Annotated in this window: 23 protein-coding genes and 1 tRNA gene; 15 read left to right on the top strand and 9 right to left on the bottom strand. The window is 60.9% G+C overall.

Annotated elements, in window-relative coordinates:
- Nucleotides 1-318: 318 nt before the first annotated feature.
- Nucleotides 319-525, bottom strand: a complete 207-nt coding sequence (locus MPJ51_RS12135; protein ID WP_298386796.1) for a hypothetical protein — start codon at nucleotides 523-525, stop codon at nucleotides 319-321.
- A 118-nt stretch (nucleotides 526-643) separates the two neighbouring features.
- Here MPJ51_RS12135 and MPJ51_RS12130 point away from each other — a divergent pair, with 118 nt between their 5' ends.
- Nucleotides 644-1,267 carry a helix-turn-helix transcriptional regulator gene (locus tag MPJ51_RS12130; RefSeq protein ID WP_298386793.1) on the top strand — a complete coding sequence of 208 codons (624 nt, stop codon included), beginning with the start codon at nucleotides 644-646 and terminating at the stop codon, nucleotides 1,265-1,267.
- Here the strand turns inward: MPJ51_RS12130 and MPJ51_RS12125 are convergent.
- A complete protein-coding gene (locus MPJ51_RS12125) occupies nucleotides 1,213-2,421 on the bottom strand; it encodes a site-specific integrase (protein ID WP_298386790.1) in 1,209 nt (402 codons plus the stop codon). The two genes, MPJ51_RS12130 and MPJ51_RS12125, sit on opposite strands and share 55 nt — an antisense overlap.
- A gap of 439 nt (nucleotides 2,422-2,860) precedes the next feature.
- A tRNA-Ser gene (locus MPJ51_RS12120) sits at nucleotides 2,861-2,950 on the bottom strand.
- 343 nt (nucleotides 2,951-3,293) lie between these two features.
- Here MPJ51_RS12120 and MPJ51_RS12115 point away from each other — a divergent pair.
- Both MPJ51_RS12115 and MPJ51_RS12110 read left to right on the top strand, forming a co-directional pair.
- The gene (locus tag MPJ51_RS12115; RefSeq protein WP_298386787.1) at nucleotides 3,294-4,244 is read left to right on the top strand and encodes a FecR domain-containing protein; all 951 of its coding nucleotides are present in this window, start codon (nucleotides 3,294-3,296) and stop codon (nucleotides 4,242-4,244) included.
- A 65-nt stretch (nucleotides 4,245-4,309) separates the two neighbouring features.
- Nucleotides 4,310-6,529, top strand: coding sequence for an adenylate/guanylate cyclase domain-containing protein (locus MPJ51_RS12110; protein ID WP_298386786.1), 2,220 nt, complete (start codon nucleotides 4,310-4,312; stop codon nucleotides 6,527-6,529).
- 218 nt (nucleotides 6,530-6,747) lie between these two features.
- Here MPJ51_RS12110 and hemC read toward each other — a convergent pair whose 3' ends face one another.
- Entirely contained in the window at nucleotides 6,748-7,707 is a 960-nt protein-coding gene (gene hemC, locus MPJ51_RS12105; protein ID WP_298386784.1) for a hydroxymethylbilane synthase, read from the bottom strand.
- A 107-nt stretch (nucleotides 7,708-7,814) separates the two neighbouring features.
- Here hemC and hemE point away from each other — a divergent pair, with 107 nt between their 5' ends.
- A complete protein-coding gene (hemE, locus tag MPJ51_RS12100) occupies nucleotides 7,815-8,849 on the top strand; it encodes a uroporphyrinogen decarboxylase (RefSeq protein ID WP_298386782.1) in 1,035 nt (344 codons plus the stop codon).
- 62 nt (nucleotides 8,850-8,911) lie between these two features.
- Here the strand turns inward: hemE and MPJ51_RS12095 are convergent, their stop codons facing one another.
- Entirely contained in the window at nucleotides 8,912-10,003 is a 1,092-nt protein-coding gene (locus tag MPJ51_RS12095; protein ID WP_298386780.1) for a CaiB/BaiF CoA-transferase family protein, read from the bottom strand.
- A gap of 168 nt (nucleotides 10,004-10,171) precedes the next feature.
- On the opposite strand from MPJ51_RS12095, the gene MPJ51_RS12090 reads away from it, so the two are divergent.
- From MPJ51_RS12090 to uvrC, 7 genes are all read left to right on the top strand, one after another.
- Nucleotides 10,172-11,101 (top strand): ABC transporter ATP-binding protein, encoded by a 930-nt coding sequence (locus MPJ51_RS12090; RefSeq protein WP_298386778.1) that lies wholly within the window; start codon nucleotides 10,172-10,174, stop codon nucleotides 11,099-11,101.
- Nucleotides 11,098-11,859 (top strand): ABC transporter permease, encoded by a 762-nt coding sequence (locus tag MPJ51_RS12085; RefSeq protein WP_298386776.1) that lies wholly within the window; start codon nucleotides 11,098-11,100, stop codon nucleotides 11,857-11,859. The genes MPJ51_RS12090 and MPJ51_RS12085 overlap by 4 nt, the downstream gene beginning before the upstream one ends.
- Nucleotides 11,860-12,041: 182 nt before the next feature.
- The gene (locus tag MPJ51_RS12080; RefSeq protein WP_298386774.1) at nucleotides 12,042-12,839 is read left to right on the top strand and encodes a S49 family peptidase; all 798 of its coding nucleotides are present in this window, start codon (nucleotides 12,042-12,044) and stop codon (nucleotides 12,837-12,839) included.
- Nucleotides 12,820-13,011 carry a hypothetical protein gene (locus tag MPJ51_RS12075; RefSeq protein WP_298386771.1) on the top strand — a complete coding sequence of 64 codons (192 nt, stop codon included), beginning with the start codon at nucleotides 12,820-12,822 and terminating at the stop codon, nucleotides 13,009-13,011. Before MPJ51_RS12080 ends, MPJ51_RS12075 begins: the two co-directional genes overlap by 20 nt.
- Nucleotides 13,008-13,970, top strand: coding sequence for a calcium/sodium antiporter (locus MPJ51_RS12070; RefSeq protein ID WP_298386768.1), 963 nt, complete (start codon nucleotides 13,008-13,010; stop codon nucleotides 13,968-13,970). The genes MPJ51_RS12075 and MPJ51_RS12070 overlap by 4 nt, the downstream gene beginning before the upstream one ends.
- Before the next feature lie 21 nt (nucleotides 13,971-13,991).
- Complete coding sequence (locus MPJ51_RS12065; RefSeq protein WP_298386764.1) at nucleotides 13,992-14,771, top strand: SDR family oxidoreductase; 780 nt, start codon at nucleotides 13,992-13,994, stop codon at nucleotides 14,769-14,771.
- A 263-nt stretch (nucleotides 14,772-15,034) separates the two neighbouring features.
- Nucleotides 15,035-16,924, top strand: coding sequence for an excinuclease ABC subunit UvrC (gene uvrC, locus MPJ51_RS12060; RefSeq protein WP_298386761.1), 1,890 nt, complete (start codon nucleotides 15,035-15,037; stop codon nucleotides 16,922-16,924).
- Here uvrC and MPJ51_RS12055 read toward each other — a convergent pair.
- Nucleotides 16,921-17,805, bottom strand: a complete 885-nt coding sequence (locus MPJ51_RS12055; protein WP_298386758.1) for a DMT family transporter — start codon at nucleotides 17,803-17,805, stop codon at nucleotides 16,921-16,923. The genes uvrC and MPJ51_RS12055 overlap by 4 nt on opposite strands.
- 150 nt (nucleotides 17,806-17,955) lie before the next feature.
- On the opposite strand from MPJ51_RS12055, the gene pgsA reads away from it, so the two are divergent.
- The 4 genes from pgsA to MPJ51_RS12035 all read left to right on the top strand — a co-directional run bounded on the left by pgsA (nucleotide 17,956) and on the right by MPJ51_RS12035 (nucleotide 20,641).
- A complete protein-coding gene (gene pgsA, locus MPJ51_RS12050) occupies nucleotides 17,956-18,624 on the top strand; it encodes a CDP-diacylglycerol--glycerol-3-phosphate 3-phosphatidyltransferase (RefSeq protein WP_298386757.1) in 669 nt (222 codons plus the stop codon).
- A 3-nt stretch (nucleotides 18,625-18,627) separates the two neighbouring features.
- Nucleotides 18,628-18,873, top strand: a complete 246-nt coding sequence (moaD, locus tag MPJ51_RS12045; RefSeq protein ID WP_170674844.1) for a molybdopterin converting factor subunit 1 — start codon at nucleotides 18,628-18,630, stop codon at nucleotides 18,871-18,873.
- Between the two features lies 1 nt (nucleotide 18,874).
- Entirely contained in the window at nucleotides 18,875-19,318 is a 444-nt protein-coding gene (locus MPJ51_RS12040; RefSeq protein ID WP_298386751.1) for a molybdenum cofactor biosynthesis protein MoaE, read from the top strand.
- 114 nt (nucleotides 19,319-19,432) lie between these two features.
- Nucleotides 19,433-20,641 carry a PLP-dependent aspartate aminotransferase family protein gene (locus MPJ51_RS12035; protein WP_298386748.1) on the top strand — a complete coding sequence of 403 codons (1,209 nt, stop codon included), beginning with the start codon at nucleotides 19,433-19,435 and terminating at the stop codon, nucleotides 20,639-20,641.
- A 30-nt stretch (nucleotides 20,642-20,671) separates the two neighbouring features.
- On the opposite strand, the gene MPJ51_RS12030 is transcribed toward MPJ51_RS12035, so the two are convergent.
- The 3 genes from MPJ51_RS12030 to ubiA form a co-directional block, all read right to left on the bottom strand.
- Nucleotides 20,672-20,992: a hypothetical protein gene (locus MPJ51_RS12030; RefSeq protein WP_298386745.1), complete on the bottom strand. Its 321-nt coding sequence runs from the start codon at nucleotides 20,990-20,992 to the stop codon at nucleotides 20,672-20,674.
- 1 nt (nucleotide 20,993) lies between these two features.
- Nucleotides 20,994-22,874 (bottom strand): OmpA family protein, encoded by a 1,881-nt coding sequence (locus MPJ51_RS12025; RefSeq protein ID WP_298386742.1) that lies wholly within the window; start codon nucleotides 22,872-22,874, stop codon nucleotides 20,994-20,996.
- 66 nt (nucleotides 22,875-22,940) lie between these two features.
- A partial coding sequence (gene ubiA, locus MPJ51_RS12020) for a 4-hydroxybenzoate octaprenyltransferase (protein WP_298386739.1) occupies nucleotides 22,941-23,827 on the bottom strand: 887 nt, incomplete at its 5' end.

Genomic DNA, 23,827 nt, shown 5'->3' with positions numbered 1-23,827 from the left:
GTTTCCTCCGTTTTACTAAACATAGCGGAGGACCACTTCAGTGGGGGAAGACCAGTCCGATCCAGTAGGCGAGGTTTCGAAAAACTACCGCAGCGGGAAGTCCCACCTCCTGCGCAATTTCAGGGTCAAAGGAGTGAAATTTTTTCTTGGTTATCACATTCGATTTTTTGCTCATTGAACACTGCCATAGCTTTCCCGTTGGCTGTGGCTGCACAGCCGAACCAGCCAAGGATATTTTGTTGTTTTGCATGGAAGATTTCGCTACAGTGGTGGTGTGAAACTACCTAGCGAAGCCCCGCGAGAGCGGGGTTTTGTGTTTTAGGCGGCGCTGTTTGTCTGGATCGTGTTTTCTGCGATCCACTGGTTGAGCGCCTCTCCGCTGTATTTCACACGCTTACCCATCTTGATGTATGCAGGGCCAAAACGCCGATGCCGCCACTGGGCGCGTTTTTCCTTATTTGCGATGACGTTCAACTCATTGTCGTCATCGTCGTAGAGTGTAGTTGGGTCAAAGAACTCGGCCATTTCTTACGGCTCCTCTTGGTCTCCTATTTCTTGATTGCGTTCATTTTCACTTGCCTGCTAAAGTATGGGAAGAATAAATGTCATATGCGCAAAATTTTACGCCTCTCGGGGAGCCGCAATGAGCCACTACAAATTCAAGAAGAAGACCAAGGCGGAACGGGAAGCGAGAGAAGAGGCTGCCGCTCAAGCATTGGATGAAGCCGAGGCGCAACATATCGCTGATATTGAGTCTGGCAGATATGAATATCGCCTTGCTCGGCTGCAGCCCCATGTCGGTCTCAAGAAACTCCGTTTAGAGCTGGGGCTGTCACAGGCGAAAATGGCAGAAATCGCAGGCGTCACGAGGCGCACCTATCAGGCCTATGAACGCGGCGAGAACCCAATTCCTAGCGATGTCTTGTGCCGCCTCGCAGCAACTTTCCTCTTCGATATGCACATGCTCTTTTCCGGCCGCACGCATTCGGACAACCTAAAGGTGCGGGAGGACACTGCCCGGCTTGCGGTTGATGTTATCAATCACTTGAAGGGTAGGAAGGGGAAGTTTTCCGGGATGCTTCCGCATGAAGCCCAACAAATTGCAATGGAGTTCGCCAGAAAGAACAAGCCGGGAACGCCGGTGGACAAGGGAACGACGTACGAGGCTATCCGCGTTGTAACGGGCGACAAGTACATTCCAGACGAAATTCCCTATTCCGCAGTTGCGGAGTGGGAGCCAGAAGATTTCCCAACGAAGCCTACGTAATTGGACCACTCAGACATCAACGCTCGGCGTTTGTCTACGAGGTCGGTCCGAGCGTAAGCACGCTCGACTTCTGATCCAACCTGATGTGCAAGACTCATTTCAGCCAGCTCTCGGCTGTACCCCGGTTGCTCAGCAGCCCAATCCCGAAACGCTGACCGGAACCCGTGGACGGTGATATCCGACACATTCATTCTTCGTAGGAGCATGAGCATCGCCATGTTGCTCATAGATTTGTGTCGTTTCTGACCCTCGAAAACCACCTCCGACTTCAGCGACTTCAGCGGCTCGATAATTGCCAGCATTTGATCGGTCAAAGGAACGCGATGCTCTTTATCTGCCTTCATCCGTTCGGCCGGGATTGTCCAAATGAGATTTTCGAAGTCGAATTCCTCCCAGCGTGCATGAAGCACCTCGCTTGTGCGACTGGCGGTGAGGCAGGTGAACATGAGCGCCTTTGCGGCCATCGCGTCTTTAGTTGCCAGTTCCGCATAAAAGGCGGGAACATCTTTCCAATGCATGGCCTTATGGTGCTGCACCTTCTGTTTAACTTGCGGCAGCACGCGAGCATCGCGGATCGTAGTCACGGGATTTTCGCCGTCACGAAATCCCTTTGATTTCGCCACGTCGAGAACAGCCTTTATCCGCTGTGCAAGCCGCTTAGCGGTTTCGTGTTTCTCAGTCCAAACTGGCAGCAGAACTTGCAGAACTTCGGGCTGGCCGATCTCGGAGACGGGCAACCTACCAATTTTTGGGAAAGCATAGTCGGCTAGTGTATTAATCCACTGTTGCCCGTGCTTAGGGTTCTTCCACGTCGGCAAGCGTTCAATGTGAACTTGCCGCGCAATCTCTTCAAAACACGGTATCTCCTGTCGTCCATTGTAGCGCGGGTTGATGCCCTGCTTTGCAAGCCGCCGATATTCTAAAGCTCGGTCACGCGCTTCATTCAGAGTGACGACATCAGCGCCACCGAGTCCAAAGTCGGTCCGCAAGGGCTTGCCTTCGCGGTTGCGCTGGCCTTTGACAGTGACCCGCACGATCCAGCGTCGAGCGCCGGATGGATCAACAACAAGGTACAACCCGCTCCCGTCACCATGGCGACCGGGGCCAAGGGTTCGAACCAAATTCTTCGTCAGTTTTCCGCTTAACGCAGCCATGCCTAGGTCATCTTTTTTGTCGTTTTGAACCAACGTTCATGCATGTCTGCCAAGAACTCCTGTGTAATTGGAAATCCGGCTGCATCACCGATTACCGAGTCGATCCCGCAATTAGGACAAAGCGCTGTCGCTCCAGCCGGGTTCCGACGAGGATCGACCCATTCCGTTATGGCTTTTGGTGGAAATGTGGTCTGACAATAGAAGCATCCACAGGTCGTGCTCGCGAGAACCTCTTCCCTGTGCAAGCTAGATTTCTCGTGTGCCGCTTCCAAAAATTCAGTCATCTCATCCTCAAAATACCACAATTTATACCACGCAATGAACAGAAACGAGTCTAATCGAAGAAAACTCAATAGCAACAACGAATGAAGATAAACGAACAAAAACAGCCCCATATGGGGCCAAGCCACATCGAACACAATTGAATAGAAATGGTGGGTGGCGGAGACGAAGGGATTCGAACCCTCGAGACGGTTTCCCGCCTACTCCCTTAGCAGGGGAGCGCCTTCGACCACTCGGCCACGTCTCCGCTGGCCGGTATATCCTTGCCTGTGATCCAGTTACAAGGCGATTTTCCCGGGCAGCGGCAATTTTCTGAACTTCGATGCAGAAAATCAGATTGGCAGCGGTCCAAAATGGCGACCATGGCTGTTCCTGTGGGTGAGCACACGCCTCACAATCGCAACGGGGCCATGCATCCAATGGGTGATACATGTATGGAAAACTTGCATTCAGGCCCGGTTTCCATGCATATTTGTCCATATTTAATAAATTTAATGACCAATATTGCTGGTTGAGTGGGGCAAAAATATCGGGCTTTTTGGGGCGTTTGACGCCCTCCACGGGATCCTTTTGGGGGAAGGAACTTGGTATTGACCTGGTTAAGAGTTTTATTGGTTACTTTGGTTGTTCTGGCCCTGCCGGAAATGGCTTCAGCGACAATCGGGAAGGTTCTCAGCGTCAAACAAGGCGCTGAATTGGTGCGGGATGGCAAAGCCGTGCGATTGCGGCAGGGGATGGAGATCTCGTCCGGGGATATGGTTGTCACCAACAGCTCGGGCGTGGTGCAACTGCTGTTCGCGGATGAGACCAAAATCGCCGTCGGCCCGAACGCGCGCATGATGCTGGATGTGACCATGCTGCGCGGCAAACGCCGGGCCAAGAGTTTCGCGGTGCAGGCGCTGGGCGGCAGTTTCCGCTTTATCTCGGGCAACAGCAGAAAGCGGGCGTATTCCGTCACGACGCCTTCGGCGACAATGGCGGTGCGGGGTACGATTTTCGACATGTGGATCGCCTCGGACCGACAAAGTGCGATGATCGTTCTGGAGGGCACCGTGCAGATGTGCGGGCGGCAAGGGGTGTGCCGGTCAGCACGGCGGCAATGCAGCATGTATGCGACAAGCTCGGGCGGAGGTGTCGGCAGCCCGGTGGATCAGGAACAATACGCCAAAGCCGTGGCTGCCGGGTTCCCGTTCGTGACGTCGGAACAGCAGTTGCTGCCCCCTTTCCAGGCTGGCGCCGAGGGGTGTGGGCGCGAATCGCAGGTGGTGCCGACCGTTGCACCAGAACGGTCCGAGCCCCGGCCTGCCCCACGTCAGGCGCAGGCACCTTCTGCTCCGACACCAACGGCGGCCCCACCGGGTGAAGAAACCCATGAGCCGGAAGAAGAACGCGAAGAGGAGCGTGAGGAAGAGCGCGAGGAGGAACGGGAAGAAGAGCGGGAAGAGGAACCCACCGCAGAGCCGAACACAGAAGAACGGGATACAGGGAACACCCCGGACGGGGACGCTGCCTTTGACGGCGGTGACCGGGAAAGGGATTGAATCGCCGGGCCAATTAAGGCCCGCACAAGAATTTTCGTTTTTCCCCCAAAGCCAGGGAGGCTGACGTGGCGGGCAAGACAAAAGATCGGTTTGCACGACGGCTGGCGTTTCGCCTTGTGGGCGTGTGTCTGATCCTGCTGGGCTGTTTCGTGCGGGTCAGCGACCCCTATCCGGTTCAGATCACCCGGTTGATCTATTTCGACGTGCTGCAACGGATCGCGCCACGGCAGTTCAATCCGGACCTGCCGGTGCGTGTCGTGGATATTGACGAGCGGACTTTGACCAAATGGGGCCAATGGCCCTGGCCGCGCAGTCAGATGGCGCAGATGACAGATCGGCTGGGCGAATATGGTGCTGCGGCCATTGCCTTTGATATGCTGTTTGCCGAACCGGACCGGTACTCTCCGTCCCGTTTGCTGCAAGACCCGGCGCTGGCCGGTATTCTGCGGGTCGAGGAAAGCGCGGCCAATCTGGACAATGATGTGATCTTCGGGGATCGGATTGCGCAATGGCCGGTGGTTCTGGGCGTGGCGGCGCGGCAGACCGATGGTGGGCCGCCGATAGCGCCCAAGGCCGGGATCGTCGAGATCGGCGAACAGCCCTCTGCCGGGTTGGTCCGGGTGGCGCATTGGACCACGCTGACTGCTCCGCTGGGTCAGGATGCGGCGGGGATCGGTGGGGTCAATGTCTCACCCATCGGGGGGATGGGCGTCGTGCGCCGGGTTCCGGTGCTGTGGTCCGGCCCGGGTGGTGTTCTGCCCGGACTGGGGGTCGAGGCGCTGCGTGTCGCGTTGGGAGAGCCGGTGATCTTTGCCGAAGGCGCGCAGGATGAGGCCGGGATCATGCTGGGCGCAGCCATCGGGGATTTCCTGCTGCCCACGACCGAACATGGTGAGATCTGGGTGCGCTATCGGCGTGACAATCCGGGGCTTTACCTGTCCGCCGGCGACATCATGGAACGCGGCGACGATCCCGCATTGCGGGCCGAGATCGAGGGGCGGATCATTCTGGTCGGCACATCTGCGGCGGGTCTGTTCGATATGCGTGAAACGGCATTGGGCGAATCCGTGCCCGGGGTTTCGATCCATGCCCAGATCATTGAACAGGTGATTCTGGGTGACACGCTCAGCCGGTCCGACGTGACCGCCGCGCTGGAATTGCTGGCCTTTGTCAGTCTGGGCATCGTGGTGACGGTGGTGATGTCCAGCTTTGGTGCTGTGGCGTCGTTTATCGCAGGCGGGGTGGCCGCGGCGGTGGTGATGGCGATCAGCTGGCTGGCTTTTCAGAACCAGTCGGTTCTGTTTGACGCCACCTTCCCGCTGCTGGGGGGCATGGCAAATTTCGGGCTGTTGGCCGGATATCTCTTCATCTCGACCGAGCGCGAAAAGCGGGTGATCCGCCAGACCTTCTCGCATTATGTCGCGCCAGAGATACTGGATGAGATGGAAGCCACCGGCCATCGCCTGCAATTGGGCGGAGAATCGCAGGAGATCACGGTGATGTTCTCGGATATCCGGGGGTTCACGCCGCTGTCGGAATCGGTTTCGGCCACCGATCTGGTGACCTTGCTGAACGAGCTGTTCTCGGAAATCGGTGACCAGATTCTGCTGGAACGCGGCACTATCGACAAATTCATCGGCGACGCGGTCATGGCCTTCTGGAATGCGCCACTGCCGGTCGAAGATCACCCGCAACGGGCCGCCTGCGCGGCGTTGCTGATGCGGCGGGCACTGGCGAAATTCAATGCTTCAGCCATGATGCAGGGGCGGCCTCCGATTGCGCTGGCCACGGGGTGCGCGACGGGAACCGCCTGCGTTGGCAATATCGGGTCGCGCAGCCGCTTCAACTATACGGTGATCGGGGATGTGGTGAACGTGGCGGCGCGGATCGAACAGAATTGCCGCCATGTCGATTATGACATTCTGGTCTCACGCTCGGTTCAGCAGGTGGTTGGGTCAGACCTTGCGCTGCTTGAGGCCGGGTTCGTCGATCTGAAAGGCAAAAGCGATCTGGAGCCCGTTTATGTGTTGGTCGGTGACGAACATCTGGCCGCGACGGCGGCGTTCCGCGCCTTGCAGGCTGCCCATAAGGAACTGATCGCCGCCATTCGCGGTGGCGAGGCACGTCCTGCCATCGTCGCCGCCTGTTCCGAATGCGCGCAACTGGCGGCAGGGGTCGAGCCGGGGCTTGAGGGGTTCTACCTGACCCTGCCGGGCCGCGCGGCGGATTTCCGGTCGGACAGTCAGGCCGGACAGGCCGTGTTCAGCCATCACGGTGGATCATAGACAGGGAATAAAGAAAACGGGTCGCTGTCGAAATATGACAGCGACCCGCCTCACTTGGATATGTGGATCAGTCTCGCCCCCTCGAGAACTATCTAAAACAAAACGGGCTAAACCTTCGATACTTCGAAACTGATCCGTTATCCCTTCCGGAATAAACCTAACTTGCACCATCGGCGTTCACGCCACAGTGAAGCAGTTCACATTACTGAAAAATTTATTCAATCACGCCAATCGAAGAAGCCGGGGCCCGCTTTTTGCAGCAGCGACGCAGCCATGGCACGCCCGATTTCGGCACCATCTTCGGCAGGGCCTGTGGCCGTTTCGGCGATTGCCTCGGACCCGTCCGGGCGCAGCACTTCGCCGCGCAGACGCAACTGGCCATCCTGCATCTCCGCCAGCCCGGCAATCGGGGTTTCGCAGGACCCGTCAAGCCCGGCCAGCAGGCTACGCTCGGCCGCCAGGCGTTGCGCGGTCTCGGCGTGGTGGATCGCGGCCAGCATTTCAGCGGCGCGGTCGTCATTGGCGCGCCGTTCGATCCCGATGGCACCCTGTGCGATGGCGGGCAGCATGTCGTCGGGCGAGATTGCGGTGGCAGGCACATCGTCCATGTTCAAACGACGCAGTCCGGCCAGCGCCAGAAAGGTGCATTCGGCCACGCCATTTTCCAGCTTCTTCAGGCGGGTCTGCACATTGCCCCGAAACTCGACCACGTTCAGATCGGGCCGACGGTTCAGCAACTGCGCCCGCCGCCGCAGGGACGAAGTGCCCACCACCGCGCCCGAGGGCAGGTCATGGATCGAGCTGTAGCTGGGTGAGATAAAGGCATCCCGCACGTCTTCGCGGGGCAGGAAGGTGTCCAGCACCAAGCCTTCTGGTTGAGCGACCGGCATGTCCTTGGTCGAATGCACGGCGATGTCGATTGCGCCGCTCAGCATCGCCTCTTCGATTTCCTTGGTGAACAGACCCTTGTTGCCGATCTCTTTCAGCGGGCGGTCCGCGTCGATCATGGCCCGGTTGTCGCCGGTGGTCTTGATCACCACAACCTCGAACGCCTCTTGCGGCAGGTCGAAAGCCTCGGCCAGCCTTTGCCGGGTTTCATAGGCCTGGGCCAGCGCCAGTGGCGAGCCACGTGTACCAATTTTCAAAGGCGATGCGGGGGAGGGCAGGGTCACAGTCATGGACATAGCTTTAGTCGCGTCACATTGCCCTGACAATGGGGGCAGAGCTTGACAAATTGCCGCCGAAGGAAGACCCGTGTCGGCAAACCGGAAGATTGGGGACGGGCATGGCCGAGACAAAGAAAATACTGCGGGCGCTGGCGGGCGAGGTTCAGGCCGTTCCGCCGATCTGGATGATGCGTCAGGCGGGCCGCTATCTGCCCGAATACCGCGCCACCCGTGCGCAGGCCGGGGATTTCCTGTCACTATGCTATAACCCGGACCTGGCCGCCGAGGTCACCTTGCAGCCGATCCGCCGCTACGGTTTCGATGCGGCGATCCTGTTTGCCGACATCCTGCTGGTGCCGCAGGCGCTGGGCGCGGATTTGTGGTTTGTGACTGGTGAGGGGCCGCGCCTGTCGACCATCACGCAGCAATCGGATTTCGATGCGTTGAAGCCGGTCGAGGATATTCACGAGACACTGTCGCCGGTCTATGAAACCGTCCGCATCCTGTCGCGGGAATTGCCGTCCGAGACCACTCTGATCGGGTTCGCCGGGGCGCCGTGGACCGTGGCCACCTATATGATCGCCGGGCGCGGCACGCCGGATCAGGGCCCGGCCCATGCGCTGCGCGAAGGGAACACCGCGCTGTTCGAGGCGCTGCTGGACCGGATCACCGCCGCCACGATCGAATATCTGTCAGCCCAGATCGAGGCCGGGGCCGAAGTGGTCAAGATCTTTGACAGTTGGGCCGGGTCACTGAAAGGCGACGCGTTTCAGAAATATGCGGTCGAGCCCTGCCGGGTCATCACCCAAGCCATCAAGGCGCGTCATCCCGGTATCCCGGTGATCGGCTTCCCGCGTGAGGCCGGTGAGGGCTATGTCGGATTTGCAAAGGCCACCGGTGTGGATTGCGTGGCGCTGGACAATTCCGTGTCGCCGGACTGGGCAGCAGAGCATGTGCAGGTCGATGGCTGCGTGCAGGGCAATCTGGCCTCGTCGCACATGGTGACCGGCGGGCAGGCACTGGTGGATGACACCCGGCGCATTGTCGAGGCGTTTTCGAACGGGCCGCATATCTTCAATCTGGGGCACGGGATCACGCCGGATGCGGACCCTGAGAACGTACAGCTGATGATCGATACGGTGCGTTCGCGGTAGGGTTCGGTTAAGGGGGCCAGCCCCCTTCTTGGCCTACGGCCAATTCATCCCCCGGGATATTTTTAGCCAGATGAAGCGGGCGGGAGGTTTTTCAGGATTTCCTGCGTGTGTTGGCCGCGTTTGGGGCTGGGTTTGGGGTGCCATATGTGTGTTGAGAAGCGTGGCGCGGCGGCGGCTTGCAGATTGCCGTCAGACTGTTGCCATGTCTGGCGGGTGTTCATTGGATGAGTGCTGGCCTCAGGCGGGCTGAGGACGGGGGCGACGCAGGCGTCGGTATCGGCGAAAAGTTCTGCCCAGTGGTCGCGGGGGTTTTCTGCGAAAATCCGGGTCAGGCGTTGGGTCAGCTCTGGCCAGAGTTGACGGTCGAACTGGTGTTGGAACTGTGGATCGTCCGACAGGCCCAGCAGGTTCAGGAAGATGGCGTAGAATTTCGGCTCAAGACATTGGACCGAGATGTGGCCTCCGTCAGCGCAGGCGTAGCAGCGGCTCCAATGCGGGCCGTCCAGCAGGCTTTGGCCACGCGTGTCCGAGAGGTTGCCGGTTTGGCCGAGGCTCATGAGCAGGTTCATCATATGGGCCGAGCCGTCATAGATGGCGGCATCGACTACGGTGCCCTGGCCGGTGGTGCGGGCGTTGATCAGGGCCGCCAGAATGCCCGCCACAAGGTAGAGCGCACCGCCACCGATATCGCCCACCAGCGTCGCCGGAGTTTGCGGGATGTCACCAGGGTTGGATGCGTACCAGAGCGCACCCGACAGGGCGATGTAGTTCAGATCATGCCCGGCCACGTCCGAAAGCGGGCTGCTTTGTCCCCAGCCCGTCATGCGGCCATAGACCAGTTTTGGGTTTGGGGCGTGGCATATCTCGGGACCGAGACCCAGTTTCTCCATCACGCCGGGGCGGAATCCTTCGATCAGGGCATCTGCGGTGGCGATCAGGCGCAGGGCGGTGTCCAGATCCTGCGGGTCCTTAAGGTCCAGCGCGATGGAGCGTTTGCCGCGATCCAGCAGGGATCGTTCGGGCATGCCGGGCGTGACTGCCCCGCCTTTGCGGTGAATAGTGATCACATCTGCGCCCAGATCGGCCAGCAGCATGGCGGCGAAAGGACCGGGGCCCAGCCCCTCGACCTCGATAACGCGAATTCCGTTCAGCATGGCGACCCTCCCTGCGGGCAGGGTTTCGTTGAGGTCGGCGGATTGCAAGGGCTAATCCGGGCAAAGACGCAACAACCTCCCCTGCATCTTTGCGCAAGAGGCTGTGCGATTTTGACCTGTTCCGCAGTGGTTCAGCGCGATAGGGTGCGCGCCAGAACAGGGGGACGCATGGCACCGATTTTGTCCATTAAGGATCTGCGCAAATCCTATGAGGGCGGCTTTGAGGCGCTGAAAGGCGTGACGCTGGATATCGAACAGGGTGAGATTCTGGCGCTGCTGGGTCCCAATGGTGCAGGCAAGACGACGCTGATTTCCACCGTCTGCGGAATCACCACGCCAACCTCGGGCTCGGTCACCGTGGGCGGGCATGACATCCAGACCGACTTCCGGGCCGCACGCCAGATGATCGGTTTGGTGCCGCAAGAGATCGCGCTGGAGCCGTTCGAAAAGGTCTGGAACACAGTACGGTTTTCGCGCGGCCTGTTCGGCTATGGCGCCGATAGCGCCCGGCTTGAGGAGATTCTGCGCAAACTGTCCCTGTGGGACAAGCGGCGCAATGCGATCAAGGAACTGTCGGGCGGCATGAAGCGCCGGGTGTTGATCGCCAAGGCGTTGGCGCATGAACCGCGCGTGCTGTTTCTGGACGAACCCACTGCGGGCGTCGATGTGGAACTGCGCAAGGACATGTGGGATATCGTGGCCGAGCTGAAAGCCAGCGGCGTCACCATCATCCTGACCACCCATTACATCGAAGAGGCCGAGGCCATCGCCGACCGCGTCGGCGTGATTGACAAGGGTGAGTTGCTGCTGGTGCAGGACAAGGACACGCTGATGGCGCAGATGGGCAAGAAACAGATCGAAGTGATGCTGAACGAACCCGTCGACGCCATTCCCGATTGCCTGTCGGCCCATAACCTGACCCTGAATGGAGCGGGCGATGTGCTGGTCTATACCTATGACACCAACGCCGACCGCACCGGGATCACCACCCTGCTGAACGATGTCGCGCAGGCCGGGCTGGTGTTGCGCGATGTGCAGACCCGGCAGTCGAGCCTTGAGGAAATATTCGTCAATCTGGTGTCGGGAGAGCCCGCATGAACTGGTCCGCCATCGCCGCCATCTACAGGTTTGAAATGACACGGTTCTTTCGCACTCTGGCACAAAGCTTTCTGTCGCCGGTCCTGTCCACTTCGCTTTATTTTGTGGTGTTCGGCACCGCCATCGGCAGTCGCATTCAAGAGGTCGAAGGGGTATCCTATGGCGCTTTCATCGTGCCCGGGCTGATTATGCTGTCGATTGTGACGCTGTCGATCTCGAACGCGTCCTTTGGCATCTACTTCCCGAAATTCCTGGGCACGATCTATGAACTGCTGTCGGCCCCGATCAACTTCATCGAGATTGTGATCGGCTATGTCGGCGCGGCGGCGACCAAGGCGCTGTTCGTCGGGCTGGTCATTCTGGTTACCGCCACGTTCTTTGTCGATCTGAGGATCGAGCACCCCTTTGCCATGGCGGCGTTTCTGATTCTGTCTTGCCTCAGTTTCTCGCTTCTGGGGTTCATCATCGGCATCTGGGCCAGCAATTTCGAACAGATGTCGCTGGTGCCGCAACTGGTGGTGACTCCGCTGATCTTTCTGGGTGGTACGTTCTATTCGATCTCGATGCTGCCGCCAGTCTGGCAGACGATCACCCTGTTCAACCCGGTGGTCTATCTGATCTCGGGCTTTCGTTGGTCGTTTTACGGCTTTGCCGATGTACCGATATTCTGGAGCCTGCTGGCCATCGTCGCCTTTACCGGCATCTGCCTTGCGGTGATCGGCTGGATCTTCAAAACCGGCTGGCGAATCCGCAGCTGATCTGTTTCGCACTTGCGTTGAACGCTCCTGTCGCGTCGATATAGCTTTGCGATTCGGTGGGGCGTGCAGCCAATTGCAGGCGTTGCATTTTTGCCCATCAGGTGTGGGAAATTGGTTCACGTCGCGTTTATGGGGCAGGCGGTCCCTTGTTAACGGCTGTGGCGCGCTCTACATCGGCATCCATGAAACTAAGCCTGCCTTTCATGAAAAAGCAGCCCGTCGTGGCCGTTGTCCGCCTGTCCGGTGCCATCGGAATGGCCGGGCGTGCGTCGATGAACGACACGACGCTGGCGCCGGTTCTGGAAAAGGCGTTTCGCAAGGGCAAACCCGCAGCCGTCGCGCTTGAGGTCAACTCGCCCGGTGGCTCGCCTGTGCAAAGTTCGTTGATCGGGGCACGTATCCGGCGGCTGGCCGAGGAACTGAACATCCCCGTATTTGCCTTTGTCGAGGATGTGGCCGCCTCGGGCGGGTATTGGCTGGCGGCGGCAGCAGATGAGATCTGGGCCGATGACAGCTCGGTCCTGGGGTCGATCGGGGTAATCTCATCAGGGTTTGGCGCGCATGTGTTTCTGGCCCGGCAAGGGTTTGAACGGCGCGTGCACACGGCGGGGCAGTCGAAATCCATGCTCGACCCGTTTGCGCCGGAAAAGAAAGAGGACATCGCCCGCCTCAAAGTGCTGCTGGGCGATATCCACGAGAACTTCATCGCCCATGTGAAAACCCGTCGCGGCGACAAGCTGGACGCCAATGCCGATCTGTTCAATGGCGAGGTCTGGCTGGCCCGCCGCGCGCAGGAACTGGGCCTGATCGACGGCATCGCGCATCTGAAACCCAAGATGCAGGAGAAGTTCGGCGACAAGGTCAAGTTCCGCCGCTATGGGGTCCGCAAACCGATCTGGTCCCGTTTTGGGGCCGCGCTGGCGCAGGACGCCGTTGCCGGACTAGAGGAGCGCGCGGCCTATGCGCGATTCGGGTTGTGACGTGATCATCAAGATTGTCACCCTTTTCCTGATCGCCATGGGCGTGCTGGCCATGTTCGGCAAGCTGCGCTTTCCCGGGCAAAAACGGCTGAGTTCGGCCAAGTGCCGCAAATGCGGCCGGTTTCGGATCGGCAAGGGCCCGTGCCCCTGTGAAAAAGGAGGCCGCGGATGACGCCATGGCTGTTTTCCGGTCTTGGCCTGCTGATCCTGCTGCTGGCCGGGGATGCGCTGGTGCGGGGGGCGGTGAACCTCAGCCTGCGGCTGGGCGTGCCGGCGCTGATCGTCAGCCTGACTATCGTCGCCTTTGGCACCTCGGCCCCTGAATTGCTGATCGCGATCAGCGCGGTGGAAGAGGACGCGCCGGGCATTGCGCTGGGTAACGTTGTCGGCTCGAACACCGCCAATATCCTGCTGGTTCTGGGGCTTCCGGCCCTGCTGGCGACTCTGCACACCAGCGAATGTGACAGCCGCAAGAACTATGTCTTCATGCTGATGGCCTCGGTCCTGTTCATCGCGCTGGCCTTCTGTGGCGAGTTTAACTTGATCAGCGGTGCGATTCTGCTGGCCGGTCTGGGGCTGGTCCTGATGAACGCCTTCCGCGAGGCCAAGGCCCATCGCAAAGCCTGTGGCGAGGCGTGTGCGGATGATGACGAGTTGGACGGGTTGGAAGAGGCCGACCCGAACATGCCTTACTGGAAAGTGTCAGTCTACCTGATCCTGGGCCTGATCGGTCTGCCCATGGGCGCGCATCTGCTGGTGGAAAACGCCACCGTCATCGCCCGCATGTATGGGGTCAGCGAGACGGTGATCGGTCTGACGCTGATCGCCGTGGGCACCTCGCTGCCCGAATTGGCGACGACGGTCATGGCGGCGCTGCGGCGGCAGGCGGATGTGGCGCTGGGCAATGTCATCGGGTCGAACATGTTCAACCTGCTGGCTATCATCGGCATCGCCACGCTGTTCGGCGAAATCCCGGTGGACCCCGAATTCCTGCATTTCGACCTGTGGGTCATGCTGGGCGCGTCGCTGTTGCTAATTCCCTTCGTGTTCTTCAAACAGGACATCACCCGCATCTGGGGCCTGATCCTGACCGCACTCTACGCTGTCTATATCATCGTCCTGCTGGCGTGACCTGACCGAGGGAGGTGCCCCATGACCCGAGCATTGGTAACCGGCGCTGGCATCCGGCTGGGCCGCGCCATGGCGCTGTATCTGGCGCGGCGTGGCTATGATGTGGCGGTCCACTATGCGTCATCCGAGGCCCCCGCACAGGACACCGTGGCCGAGGTTCAGGCGCTGGGCCGTCAGGCGGTCGCCCTGCAGGCCGATCTGCTGGACGAGGCTCAGGTCACCGCCCTGCTGCCCCGCGCGTCCGAGGCGTTGGGCGGGCCGATCACCTGTCTGGTGAACAACGCCTCGATCTTTGAATATGACAACATCCACACCGCCACACGCCAAAGCTGGGACCGGCATATGGACAGCAACCTGCGTGCGCCCTTCGTACTGACGCAGGCCATGGCGGACCAGGGTCTTGTCGCCGAACCCGATGACGCGGGAGAGCCGATGGCAACCGGCCTGATCGTCAACATGGTGGATATGCGTGTCCGCAAGCTGACGCCCGAGTTCATGTCCTACACCATCGCCAAGATGGGCCTGTGGGCGCTGACCCGCACCGCGGCGCAGGCGTTGACCCCGGCCATCCGCGTCAACGCCATCGGCCCCGGCCCCACCTTGCAGGGCCACCGCCAAAGCGACAGTCATTTCCGCGCGCAGCGGGAAAACACGGTGTTAGAGAGGGGCGCGAATCCCTCCGACATCACCGCCGCGCTGGGCTATTTTCTGGATGCTCATGCGGTCACCGGACAGCTTTTATGCGTCGACGGCGGGCAGCACCTGGGCTGGCAAACCCCGGATGTTCTTGGCGTTGAATAGGCATATCCGCCGCAAGTTTTGCACCGCTCTCGTTTCTGTTACCGGCGCGTTACAAAAATGTCTTATTTTTCATATGCTTGTTTCCATTCATAAAAAATTCCATTTAAAAACAGCATCTTAATAAGGTGCCTATTTTTTAGGCAAATCAAGGAATGCTTAATAAATTAAGGGAAAATCACATCGCCCCAAAACTTATCTGCATACTTATCCACAGAAACCGTGGATTTGTTTTCTCTTGATCTGAGACGCGCAAGATTGCAGCCATGGTCAGAGAATCATATCTCAGGCTCATGACCACCCACAGCGATTCCCCTCAGACCGGCTATGCCTGCATTCAGCGTTACGTGAAGACGCTGGACAGCTCGCCCGGTGTCTACCGTATGCTGGATAGCGACAGCCGGGTTCTGTATGTGGGCAAGGCGCGCAATCTGAAGGCGCGGGTGTCGAACTACACGCGGCCCGGTCATTCCGGTCGGATCGAAAAGATGATCGCGTCGACCGCCTCGATGATGTTCCTGACCACCCGGACCGAGACCGAGGCGCTGCTGCTGGAGCAGAACCTGATCAAGCAGCTCAAGCCCAAGTACAATGTGCTGCTGCGCGACGATAAGAGCTTCCCGAATATTCTGGTCGCCAAGGATCATGCCTTTCCGCAGATCAAGAAACATCGCGGGGCCAAGAAAGAGAAGGGCGCGTATTTCGGCCCCTTCGCCAGCGCAGGTGCGGTGAACCGGACGCTGAACCAGCTGCAAAAGGCGTTTCTGCTGCGCAATTGCTCGGATTCGATGTTCGATAGCCGCACGCGGCCCTGTCTGCTCTATCAGATCAAGCGGTGCTCGGGGCCTTGCGTCGATCTGATCAGCGAGGCCGAGTACCGCGAAAGCGTCAAGGATGCGGAACGGTTCCTGTCGGGCCGGTCCACCAAAGTGCAAGAGGATCTGGCCGAACAGATGATGGCTGCGTCCGAGGCGATGGAATTCGAACGCGCCGCCGGTCTGCGCGACCGAATCCGCGCGCTGACGCAGGTGCAGACGAGTCAGGGCATCAACCCGCGCGGCGTGGCCGAGGCGGATGTGATCGGCCTCTATATGGACAGCGGGCAAGCCTGCGTTCAAGTGTTTTTCATCCGCGCTAACCAGAACTGGGGGAACAAGGATTTCTACCCCCGCGTCGGCCCGGATGTATCGGCGGCTGAGGTGATGGAAGCCTTCCTTGGTCAGTTCTACGACAACAAGGAACCGCCCCGGCAGTTGATCCTGTCCGACGCCATCGAAAACGCCGATCTGATGCAAGAGGCGCTGACCGAGAAAGCGGGCCGCAAGGTCGAAATCCTTGTCCCGCAGCGTGGTGAGAAACAAGAACTGGTCGCCGGTGCCCTGCGCAATGCGCGGGAATCACTGGCCCGCCGCATGTCCGAAAGTGCCACGCAAGCCAAGCTGCTGCGCGGTGTGGCCGAGGCGTTTGATCTGGACGCCCCGCCGGATCGGATTGAGGTCTACGATAACTCTCATATCCAAGGCACCAATGCGGTGGGCGGCATGATCGTCGCGGGTCCCGAAGGGTTTATGAAAAACGCCTATCGCAAGTTCAACATTCGTGGCGATGATCTGACCCCCGGCGACGATTTCGGCATGATGAAAGAGGTGCTGACCCGCCGCTTCACCCGCCTGCAAAAGGAAGACCCGGACCGCGACAAAGGGATGTGGCCCGACCTGCTGCTGATCGATGGCGGGGCCGGGCAGGTGAGCGCTGTGCATGAAATCATGGTCGAACATGGCGTCGAGGATATCCCGATGGTCGGGGTTGCCAAGGGTGTCGACCGGGACCACGGCAAGGAAGAATTCCACCGCACCGGCCAGCGCCCCTTTGCCCTGAAACGCAACGACCCGGTGCTCTATTTCATCCAGCGTCTACGGGACGAGGCGCACCGCTTTGCCATCGGCACCCACCGCGCCAAACGCGCCAAGGCCGTGGGCGCAACGCCGCTGGACGAAATCCCCGGCGTGGGGGCGGCGCGCAAACGGGCCCTGCTGACCCATTTCGGCAGCGCCAAAGCCGTCAGCCGTGCCAATCTGGCCGATCTGAAAGCGGTCGAGGGGATCTCGGCCGGGTTGGCGCAGAAGGTCTATGATTTCTTCCACGACAAGGGCTAGGCGCGCCGCCCACGCCACAGGATATACAGCCCCGAGGCGACGATCAGCGCGCTGCCGATCCACATGGTGCGGTCCAATTGCTCGCCAAAGAACACCACGCCCAGCCCGATGCCGAACAGCAGCCGGGAATAGCGGAACGGGGTGACGGCTGAAACCTCACCCGTGTGCATCGCTTTCATCAGTGACGTATAGGCGACGGTGCCGAACGCCACCGCACCCAACAGGTGCAGGCTGACATGGGCGGACAGGGCGGCCATCGGGACCCCTTCCCAAAACCGATAGGCAGCTCCGGCGACGATGATGGCAAGGAAGCCGTAGAAACCCAGCACTTCGGTCCCCAAAGATGCCGGGGCCGCGCGGCTGGCCAGATCGCGCCCGGCGAAGCCCAGCATTCCCAGCACGGCGAGGATCGACAGGGCCGAGAAGCTGTCTCCGGTTGGTTGGATGATGATCACGACGCCAATCAGGCCGACGACAATGGCGCTCCACCGCCGCCAGCCGACGGTTTCACCAAAGACCAGCGCCGCGCCTGCGACCACGACCAAGGGCGTGGCCTGCAGGATCACCGTGGCCGAGGACAAAGGCGTCAGCGCGATGGCCAGCACGTAGAACAGCCGGCCCAGAACCTCGAACAGCACCCGCACCTTCATCGGGCGTGACAGCACGTCCGGCTGCAGCAGACGCGTGCCCCGGATTGCCGCGACCGCCGCAAAAACCACGGCCCCGCCCGCACCAAACAGCACCAGCACCTGCCAGATCGGCAACGCGGCTGAGGCGGCCTTGAGCAGCGCGTCCTCAAGCGCGAACAGGGCCATGGCGGCGATCATCCAGGCGCTGCCGATCAGGTTGGACCGGGGGTCGGTTTGAATGAGCGGGGGCATGAGATGCGCTTTCGTGTCGTGTCGCCGGGCAATCTGGCGTAAATCTGCGGCGGGGCAAGCGGAAAGCGCTTTGATCAAGCGTCTGGGATCGGGGCTGTTTTTTGTTACCCCGTCTTTTCTGTCTGCCAGCGGCGATGTAGGGTCGGCCTCATGAAATGGAACCTGCCCAATATCCTGACTGTCCTGCGTTTGCTGGCCGCACCCGGCCTCGCCGTGATGTTTTTGTATTTCACCCGTCCCTATGCGGATTGGTTCGCGCTGATCCTGTTTCTATCAGCGGCGATCACCGACTGGTTCGACGGCTATCTGGCCCGCGCGTGGAAGCAGGAAACCAAGATCGGCGCGATGCTGGACCCGATTGCCGACAAGGCAATGGTGGTGATCGCGCTGATGATCCTTGTGGGCTATTCGGCAGAACACTGGACCCCGTGGCTGGTGCTGCCCGCCACCGTGATCCTGTTTCGCGAGGTGTTCGTCTCGGGCCTGCGGGAATATCTGGGTGACGTGGCCGGGACGCTGAAGGTCACGAAACTGGCCAAGTGGAAAACAACCGCGCAGATGGTCGCCATCGCCATCCTGTTTTCGCAGGGCATTTTCGAACACCACTTTGTGATGGGCTCATTCGGGATGGATGCAGAAACGCTTGATCAGGTGCTCAGCGGCCAGATCGAGGACCTGTATGGTCTGCGTCGGCACCTTGAGGGCATGTTCTGGGCCGGACGGATCGGGCTGTGGCTGCTGTGGATTGCGGCGGCACTGACATTGATCACCGGCTTTGACTACCTACGTAAAGCCATGCCCCACCTGAAGGAGAGCTAAGGGATGGACGTGCTGTATTTTGCCTGGGTGCGCGAGCGGATCGGCCTGCCCAAGGAAAAGGTTGAAACCGAGGCCGCCACCGTCTCGGACCTGGTGGCCGAGCTGAGCGCACGCGAGGATCGCTATGCCGCTGCATTCGCCGACCTGTCGGCCCTGCGCGTGGCACTGGATCAGGAGCTGTCGGATTTCGACGCCTCCCTTGCAGGCGTGCGTGAGGTGGCGTTTTTCCCGCCGATGACAGGCGGCTGAGATGCGGGTCGTCGTTCAGGAAGAGGCGTTCGATCTGGGCGCCGAGACCAATGCATTTGCCGCAGGTGATGCCGCCAATGGGGCCATCGTGACCTTTGCGGGCGTGGTCCGTGATCTGGCCTCGGGCGATCTGGACGTGATGGAGATCGAACATTACCCCGGCATGACCGAACGCGCGCTGACCAAGATCGCGCAAGAGGCTATGGATCGCTGGTCGCTGGGTGACGTGCTGGTCATCCACCGCCATGGCCGTCTGGCCCCGGGCGACCGCATCATGATGGTCGCCACCGCTTCGCGCCACCGCAAGGACGCGTTCGAAGCGGCGGAGTATCTGATGGATTACCTCAAATCCCGCGCGCCGTTCTGGAAGAAGGAAATCACCACATCCGGTGCCGAATGGGTGGCCGCCAAGGATGAGGATGAAGATGCGCTGACCCGCTGGTAGGCGCGCGCGGCTTTATTCCATGTCGCTTTGCGGCCAGACCGCGCCCAAATCCCCTCTAGACCTTCGGGTGCCGATCCGGGATGAATTGGCGCGATAGGTCAGAAGGGGGCAACCATGCACGGCGATATGAAAGACAAGGGGCTTGCAACACAGGCCATTCACGCGGGCGAAGGGCCTGATCCGGTCAGCGGTGCCTCGGCCCCGGCGCTGCATATGTCCTCGACCTTTGTGACCGATCAGGTGGCGGGCTTTTCGGCCCATGATCTGGAGGAAGAGGCCCCGTTTCTCTATGGCCGCTGGGCCAACCCCAATGTCCGCACGCTGGAAACCAAAATCAGCATGTTGGAGGGCACCGAGGATTGCGTCTGTCTGGCCTCGGGCATGGCGGCGGCGACGGCGATTTTCTTGACCTTCCTGTCTGCCGGGGATCATGTGATCGTCTCCGACGTCTCTTATGCCGGGGTGGCCGAGCTGGCCCGCGATACCCTGCCGCGCATGGGGATCGAGGTGAGCACCGTCAACATGTCTGATCTCGACGCCGTGTCGGCGGCGATGCGCCCGAATACGCGGCTGATCCATACCGAGACCCCGGTGAACCCGATCGGGCGGCTGACCGATCTGGCGGCGGTTGCGGCGATCGCGCATGCAGGCGGCGCGCTGCTGTCCTGCGACGCGACCTTCGCCTCGCCCCTTGGGCAGCCGAGCAAGGCGCTGGGTGTCGATTTGATCATGCATTCGGTGACCAAATATATCGGTGGTCATGGGGACGCGATTGGCGGCGCGGTGGCGGGCCGCAAGGAACTGATCGAGAAAATCCGCAACGAATCGGCGATCCATCACGGCAGCATCATGTCACCTTTCAACGCATGGCTGATCGCCCGGGGCATGGCGACGCTGCCCTTGCGGATGAAAGCGCACCAGGCTGGGGCGATGGCGGTTGCCGAATGGCTGGAAAGTCGTCAGGCGGTGACGCGGGTGACCTATCCCGGCCTGAAATCGCATCCGCAGCACGATCTGGCGCAGCGTCAGATGACCAACACATCCGGCATGATCACCTTTCAGGTCGGCGACCGCGCCACTGGTGAGGCATTCGCCCAGAAAATGATCGAGAAGCTGCAGATCGTCCACTATGCGGTGTCTCTGGGACACCATCGCAGCCTGATCTTCTGGATGGGGACAGACGCGCTGATGGAGACCTCTTTCCGGCTGGAAGGCGCGCAACTGGACAGCTACCGCGACTATGCGGGCGACGGCGTGTTCCGCCTGTCGGTTGGTCTGGAAGACCCGGCGGACCTGATCGCTGACTTGGAACAGGTGCTGTAAACCCTGACGTTTGCGAACCGCGCTGTGATCCTAGTCAGCGTTGTTGATCCGCCCGCGCAGTTCTTCGGCCTCTTGCCGGGCGGCGCGCAGGCCGTCCATGGCGGCGGTCAGTTCCGCCTCGGTCTGGGTCAGTTGGTTGGTCAGATCCGCCTCGCGCTGTTGCAGGTAGGTGATCGCCTGATCGCGGGTTTCCTCGGCCTCGTGCAGCTCCTGACTCATTCGATCCAGATCGGCCACGTCGCTTTGGCGGACGCGGGACAGGCGGTGGGCGAGCCAGTTGGCGAACCAGCCCATGCAAAACGCGGCAAAGAGGATGATGGCGGTTGCGACGACGAATTCTGTTCTGTTCACCTTACTGGTCCTCTGCATCCGCATCCGGGGCGGTCTCGGCTGCCTCCAGTGCGGTCTCGGAATCGGGCACGGGTTCGGGGCGGATCAGGCGGAACTCGATCCGGCGGTTCTCCTCGCGGCCTTCTTCGGTGTCATTGTCTGCGATGGGCTGCGTTTCGCCATAGCCCACGGCGGTATAGCTTGAGGTCGGAATCCGCCGCCCGCGCAGTTCGTTCAGGATGGATTGTGCCCGGGCCTGGCTGAGCTGCTGGTTCATCTCTTCACGGCCCTGACTGTCGGTATGGCCCTGAATCTCTAACCGGATCGGGCCGCAATCACGCAGGATATCGGCGATCTGGTTGACAGTGTCGCGCGAGTCCGATGCGATCGTGGCCGAGCCCGGCTCAAAGGCGATCTTGCGGTCGGCCTGAACCTCGGCAATCTGCGCCTCGCAGAGTTCGGGATCGGGCAAGGCGTCTTCGGGTTCGGGTGGCTTCTGATAGGTGATCGACAGGGTGAACTCTTGCGCATCGCCAAGTTTCTCGGCCAGTTGCCCGGCAATCTGCGCCCGTGCGTCCTCGTGATGGGTGACCCCGGACAGGTCGACCATTTCCGGCGTCACGGTCAGCGCTCCGTTATGCAACAGGGACAGAGCCTCAAGCCCAGCCAGAACGCGCACGGGCCAGTCTGCGGGCAGGTCCGGGGCGATTCGCGTGGCGGTATAGACCTGCTCCGAACCAAAGGCGGCGCGGGCGAAACTGTCGGTCATGCTGCGCAGCGTCTCGTCCCCCACGCGCCCGCGCAGTTGCACCAGCCCTTCGGGGCTGAGCGTCGCGCTGAATTCCACCGGCCCGGTTTCCTCTTCGGTTTCGGGCTCGGGCAGGACGGCGTGCAGGGCAAAAACCTCGGGCAATGCGCTTTCCAGCTCGCCCACCACCCGGTCGAACAGGGCCGCATTGGTGCCCTGCGCCGCAACCAGCGAAATATCGGCATCGGACAGCGTGACGCTGCCCTGCCCGATCTCGGACAGCGCGCGGATGCTGAGCTCTGCTGCCACGGCCCAATTGGGCGAGGGCACGCCCAGCCCGATGGTGCAGCTATAGGGGCCGGTCAGACCCGCGTCCTGTGCAGCGGCCACGATGGCATCGCGCGCTTCTTCATCCTGTGCGGAACAGGCATCGAACTGTCCGCCCTGATCGTTGATCAGATAGCGCAGGGTAAACGGCGTGATCACCGGGCGCGGGGCTGAAATCGACAACCCAATGCGCAGGGTTGGCGGCGCGGCGCGGGTCAGTTCCTGCTCCAGCCGTTCCTTTTCCGGCTGGCTGTCGGCAATGGCGGTGATCCGCACCAGCCCGGGGCTGGCCGAGATCTTGGCCCGCGGCAGTTTCGCCAGTGCCGCGACGGCGTAAGAGATCGCCTCGTCCCAGCCATCGGGCTTGGGATAATCGGCGCTTTCCATCAGATCGGCCACCCCGCTGTCGGGGTCCAGCGCCTGCAGGCTATCCATCAGGGCGTCGCGATCCTCGCTGCCGGGCACCAGCCCGATCAGGGAAATGCCGCTGTCATTGCGCAGAATCTCGGCCGAAAAACGCGGCGGGGTCAGGTCGGCGGTGGGGGCCACATCCATCTCGTCGATCACACGAGAGGTATCGACTTCGGTCCCGGCGGCGGTCAGGGCGTTGAACCGCGTCGCCTCATCCGGGGCGGTGCCGGTCAGCACGACGCGCAGACCGTCGGATTGCACCTCGGCCCAGTCGTGGCCCTGCAGGTTCAGGGCGCGGCGCACGGCCAGTTCCGATGCCTCTTCGATCTTGGTGACCGCCAGCCCGGCCGCAACGAAGGACAGCGCGGCGCAGATCATGAAAATCAGGGTAGCGACAATGGAAAAGGGCAGGCGCATGGGTGGTTCAGGGGTTCCTCAGGCGGTTCGCCCCGCACTCTTACCGGGCGGGCGGGGAAGGTGCAATCAAAGCAGCAGGGCGACGCCAAGGAAGATCAGCGGAATCAAGCCGGTGTCACGGTTGGCGCGGAACAGTTGCAGCAGCTTGGCGTTGTCCTCGGTGTCCAACCCGCGCAATTGCCATGCCATATGCCAGCCCATCGCCCAGGGCCCGGCCAGCGCCACCACCAGCGCCAGAATGGTCGCTTGTGGCAGGGCCGCGTTGATGATCGCCATCCCCATCAGCGTGACGGTGCCCACCAGAAAATACTTCAGCCACCGGGCCGTGTCGGTGCCGAACAGCCTTGCGGTGGATTTGACGCCGATCAGCTCGTCATCCTCGGCATCCTGATGGGCATAGATCGTGTCATAGAACAACGTCCACGCAATGCCCGACAGGTACAGCAGGATGGCGGGCCATCCGATTGTTCCGGTATGGGCCGCCCAGGCCAGCAGCGCGCCCCAGTTGAAGGCCAGCCCCAGAAACGCCTGCGGCCACCAGGTGAACCGCTTGGCGAAGGGGTAGATCGTCACCGGCAGCAGTGACAGCACGCCCATGGCGATGGCCGCCTGATTGAAACTCAACAGAATGCCCAGCGCCAGAAGGCATTGCAGCCCCATCCAGATCACCGCCTGTCGTACACTGACCTGACCTGAAGGGATCGGGCGTGACCGGGTGCGCTCGACCTGTCCGTCGAAATTGCGGTCACTGATGTCGTTCCACGTGCAGCCCGCGCCGCGCATCAGAAAGGCCCCGATGGCGCAACCGATGGCGATCCACAGATCCTCCCACCTCGGGTTGCCATCGCTGAGGATCGCCAGCGCCAGCCCCCACCAGCAGGGAATCAGCAGCAGCCAGGTGCCGATGGGCCGGTCCGCGCGGCTGAGGCGCAGATAGGGGCGGGCAAAGGCCG

It is taken from the genome of Ruegeria sp. (genome assembly GCF_028066395.1).
GTDB lineage: Bacteria > Pseudomonadota > Alphaproteobacteria > Rhodobacterales > Rhodobacteraceae > Ruegeria.
The sequence above is the reverse complement of the archived record's forward strand: the minus strand, read 5'-3'. Positions and strand labels throughout refer to the sequence as shown.

Coding starts and splice junctions, on each gene's coding strand:
- MPJ51_RS12085 (WP_298386776.1), top strand. CDS start 11,098: ATGAACTGGTCCGCCATCGCCGCCATCTACAGGTTTGAAATGACACGG.
- MPJ51_RS12055 (WP_298386758.1), bottom strand. CDS start 17,805: ATGCCCCCGCTCATTCAAACCGACCCCCGGTCCAACCTGATCGGCAGC.
- MPJ51_RS12075 (WP_298386771.1), top strand. CDS start 12,820: ATGCGCGATTCGGGTTGTGACGTGATCATCAAGATTGTCACCCTTTTC.
- pgsA (WP_298386757.1), top strand. CDS start 17,956: ATGAAATGGAACCTGCCCAATATCCTGACTGTCCTGCGTTTGCTGGCC.
- MPJ51_RS12090 (WP_298386778.1), top strand. CDS start 10,172: ATGGCACCGATTTTGTCCATTAAGGATCTGCGCAAATCCTATGAGGGC.
- moaD (WP_170674844.1), top strand. CDS start 18,628: ATGGACGTGCTGTATTTTGCCTGGGTGCGCGAGCGGATCGGCCTGCCC.
- hemE (WP_298386782.1), top strand. CDS start 7,815: ATGGCCGAGACAAAGAAAATACTGCGGGCGCTGGCGGGCGAGGTTCAG.
- MPJ51_RS12135 (WP_298386796.1), bottom strand. CDS start 525: ATGGCCGAGTTCTTTGACCCAACTACACTCTACGACGATGACGACAAT.
- hemC (WP_298386784.1), bottom strand. CDS start 7,707: ATGACTGTGACCCTGCCCTCCCCCGCATCGCCTTTGAAAATTGGTACA.
- MPJ51_RS12080 (WP_298386774.1), top strand. CDS start 12,042: ATGAAACTAAGCCTGCCTTTCATGAAAAAGCAGCCCGTCGTGGCCGTT.
- uvrC (WP_298386761.1), top strand. CDS start 15,035: ATGGTCAGAGAATCATATCTCAGGCTCATGACCACCCACAGCGATTCC.
- MPJ51_RS12065 (WP_298386764.1), top strand. CDS start 13,992: ATGACCCGAGCATTGGTAACCGGCGCTGGCATCCGGCTGGGCCGCGCC.
- MPJ51_RS12130 (WP_298386793.1), top strand. CDS start 644: ATGAGCCACTACAAATTCAAGAAGAAGACCAAGGCGGAACGGGAAGCG.
- MPJ51_RS12040 (WP_298386751.1), top strand. CDS start 18,875: ATGCGGGTCGTCGTTCAGGAAGAGGCGTTCGATCTGGGCGCCGAGACC.
- MPJ51_RS12125 (WP_298386790.1), bottom strand. CDS start 2,421: ATGGCTGCGTTAAGCGGAAAACTGACGAAGAATTTGGTTCGAACCCTT.
- MPJ51_RS12070 (WP_298386768.1), top strand. CDS start 13,008: ATGACGCCATGGCTGTTTTCCGGTCTTGGCCTGCTGATCCTGCTGCTG.
- MPJ51_RS12035 (WP_298386748.1), top strand. CDS start 19,433: ATGCACGGCGATATGAAAGACAAGGGGCTTGCAACACAGGCCATTCAC.
- MPJ51_RS12095 (WP_298386780.1), bottom strand. CDS start 10,003: ATGCTGAACGGAATTCGCGTTATCGAGGTCGAGGGGCTGGGCCCCGGT.
- MPJ51_RS12025 (WP_298386742.1), bottom strand. CDS start 22,874: ATGCGCCTGCCCTTTTCCATTGTCGCTACCCTGATTTTCATGATCTGC.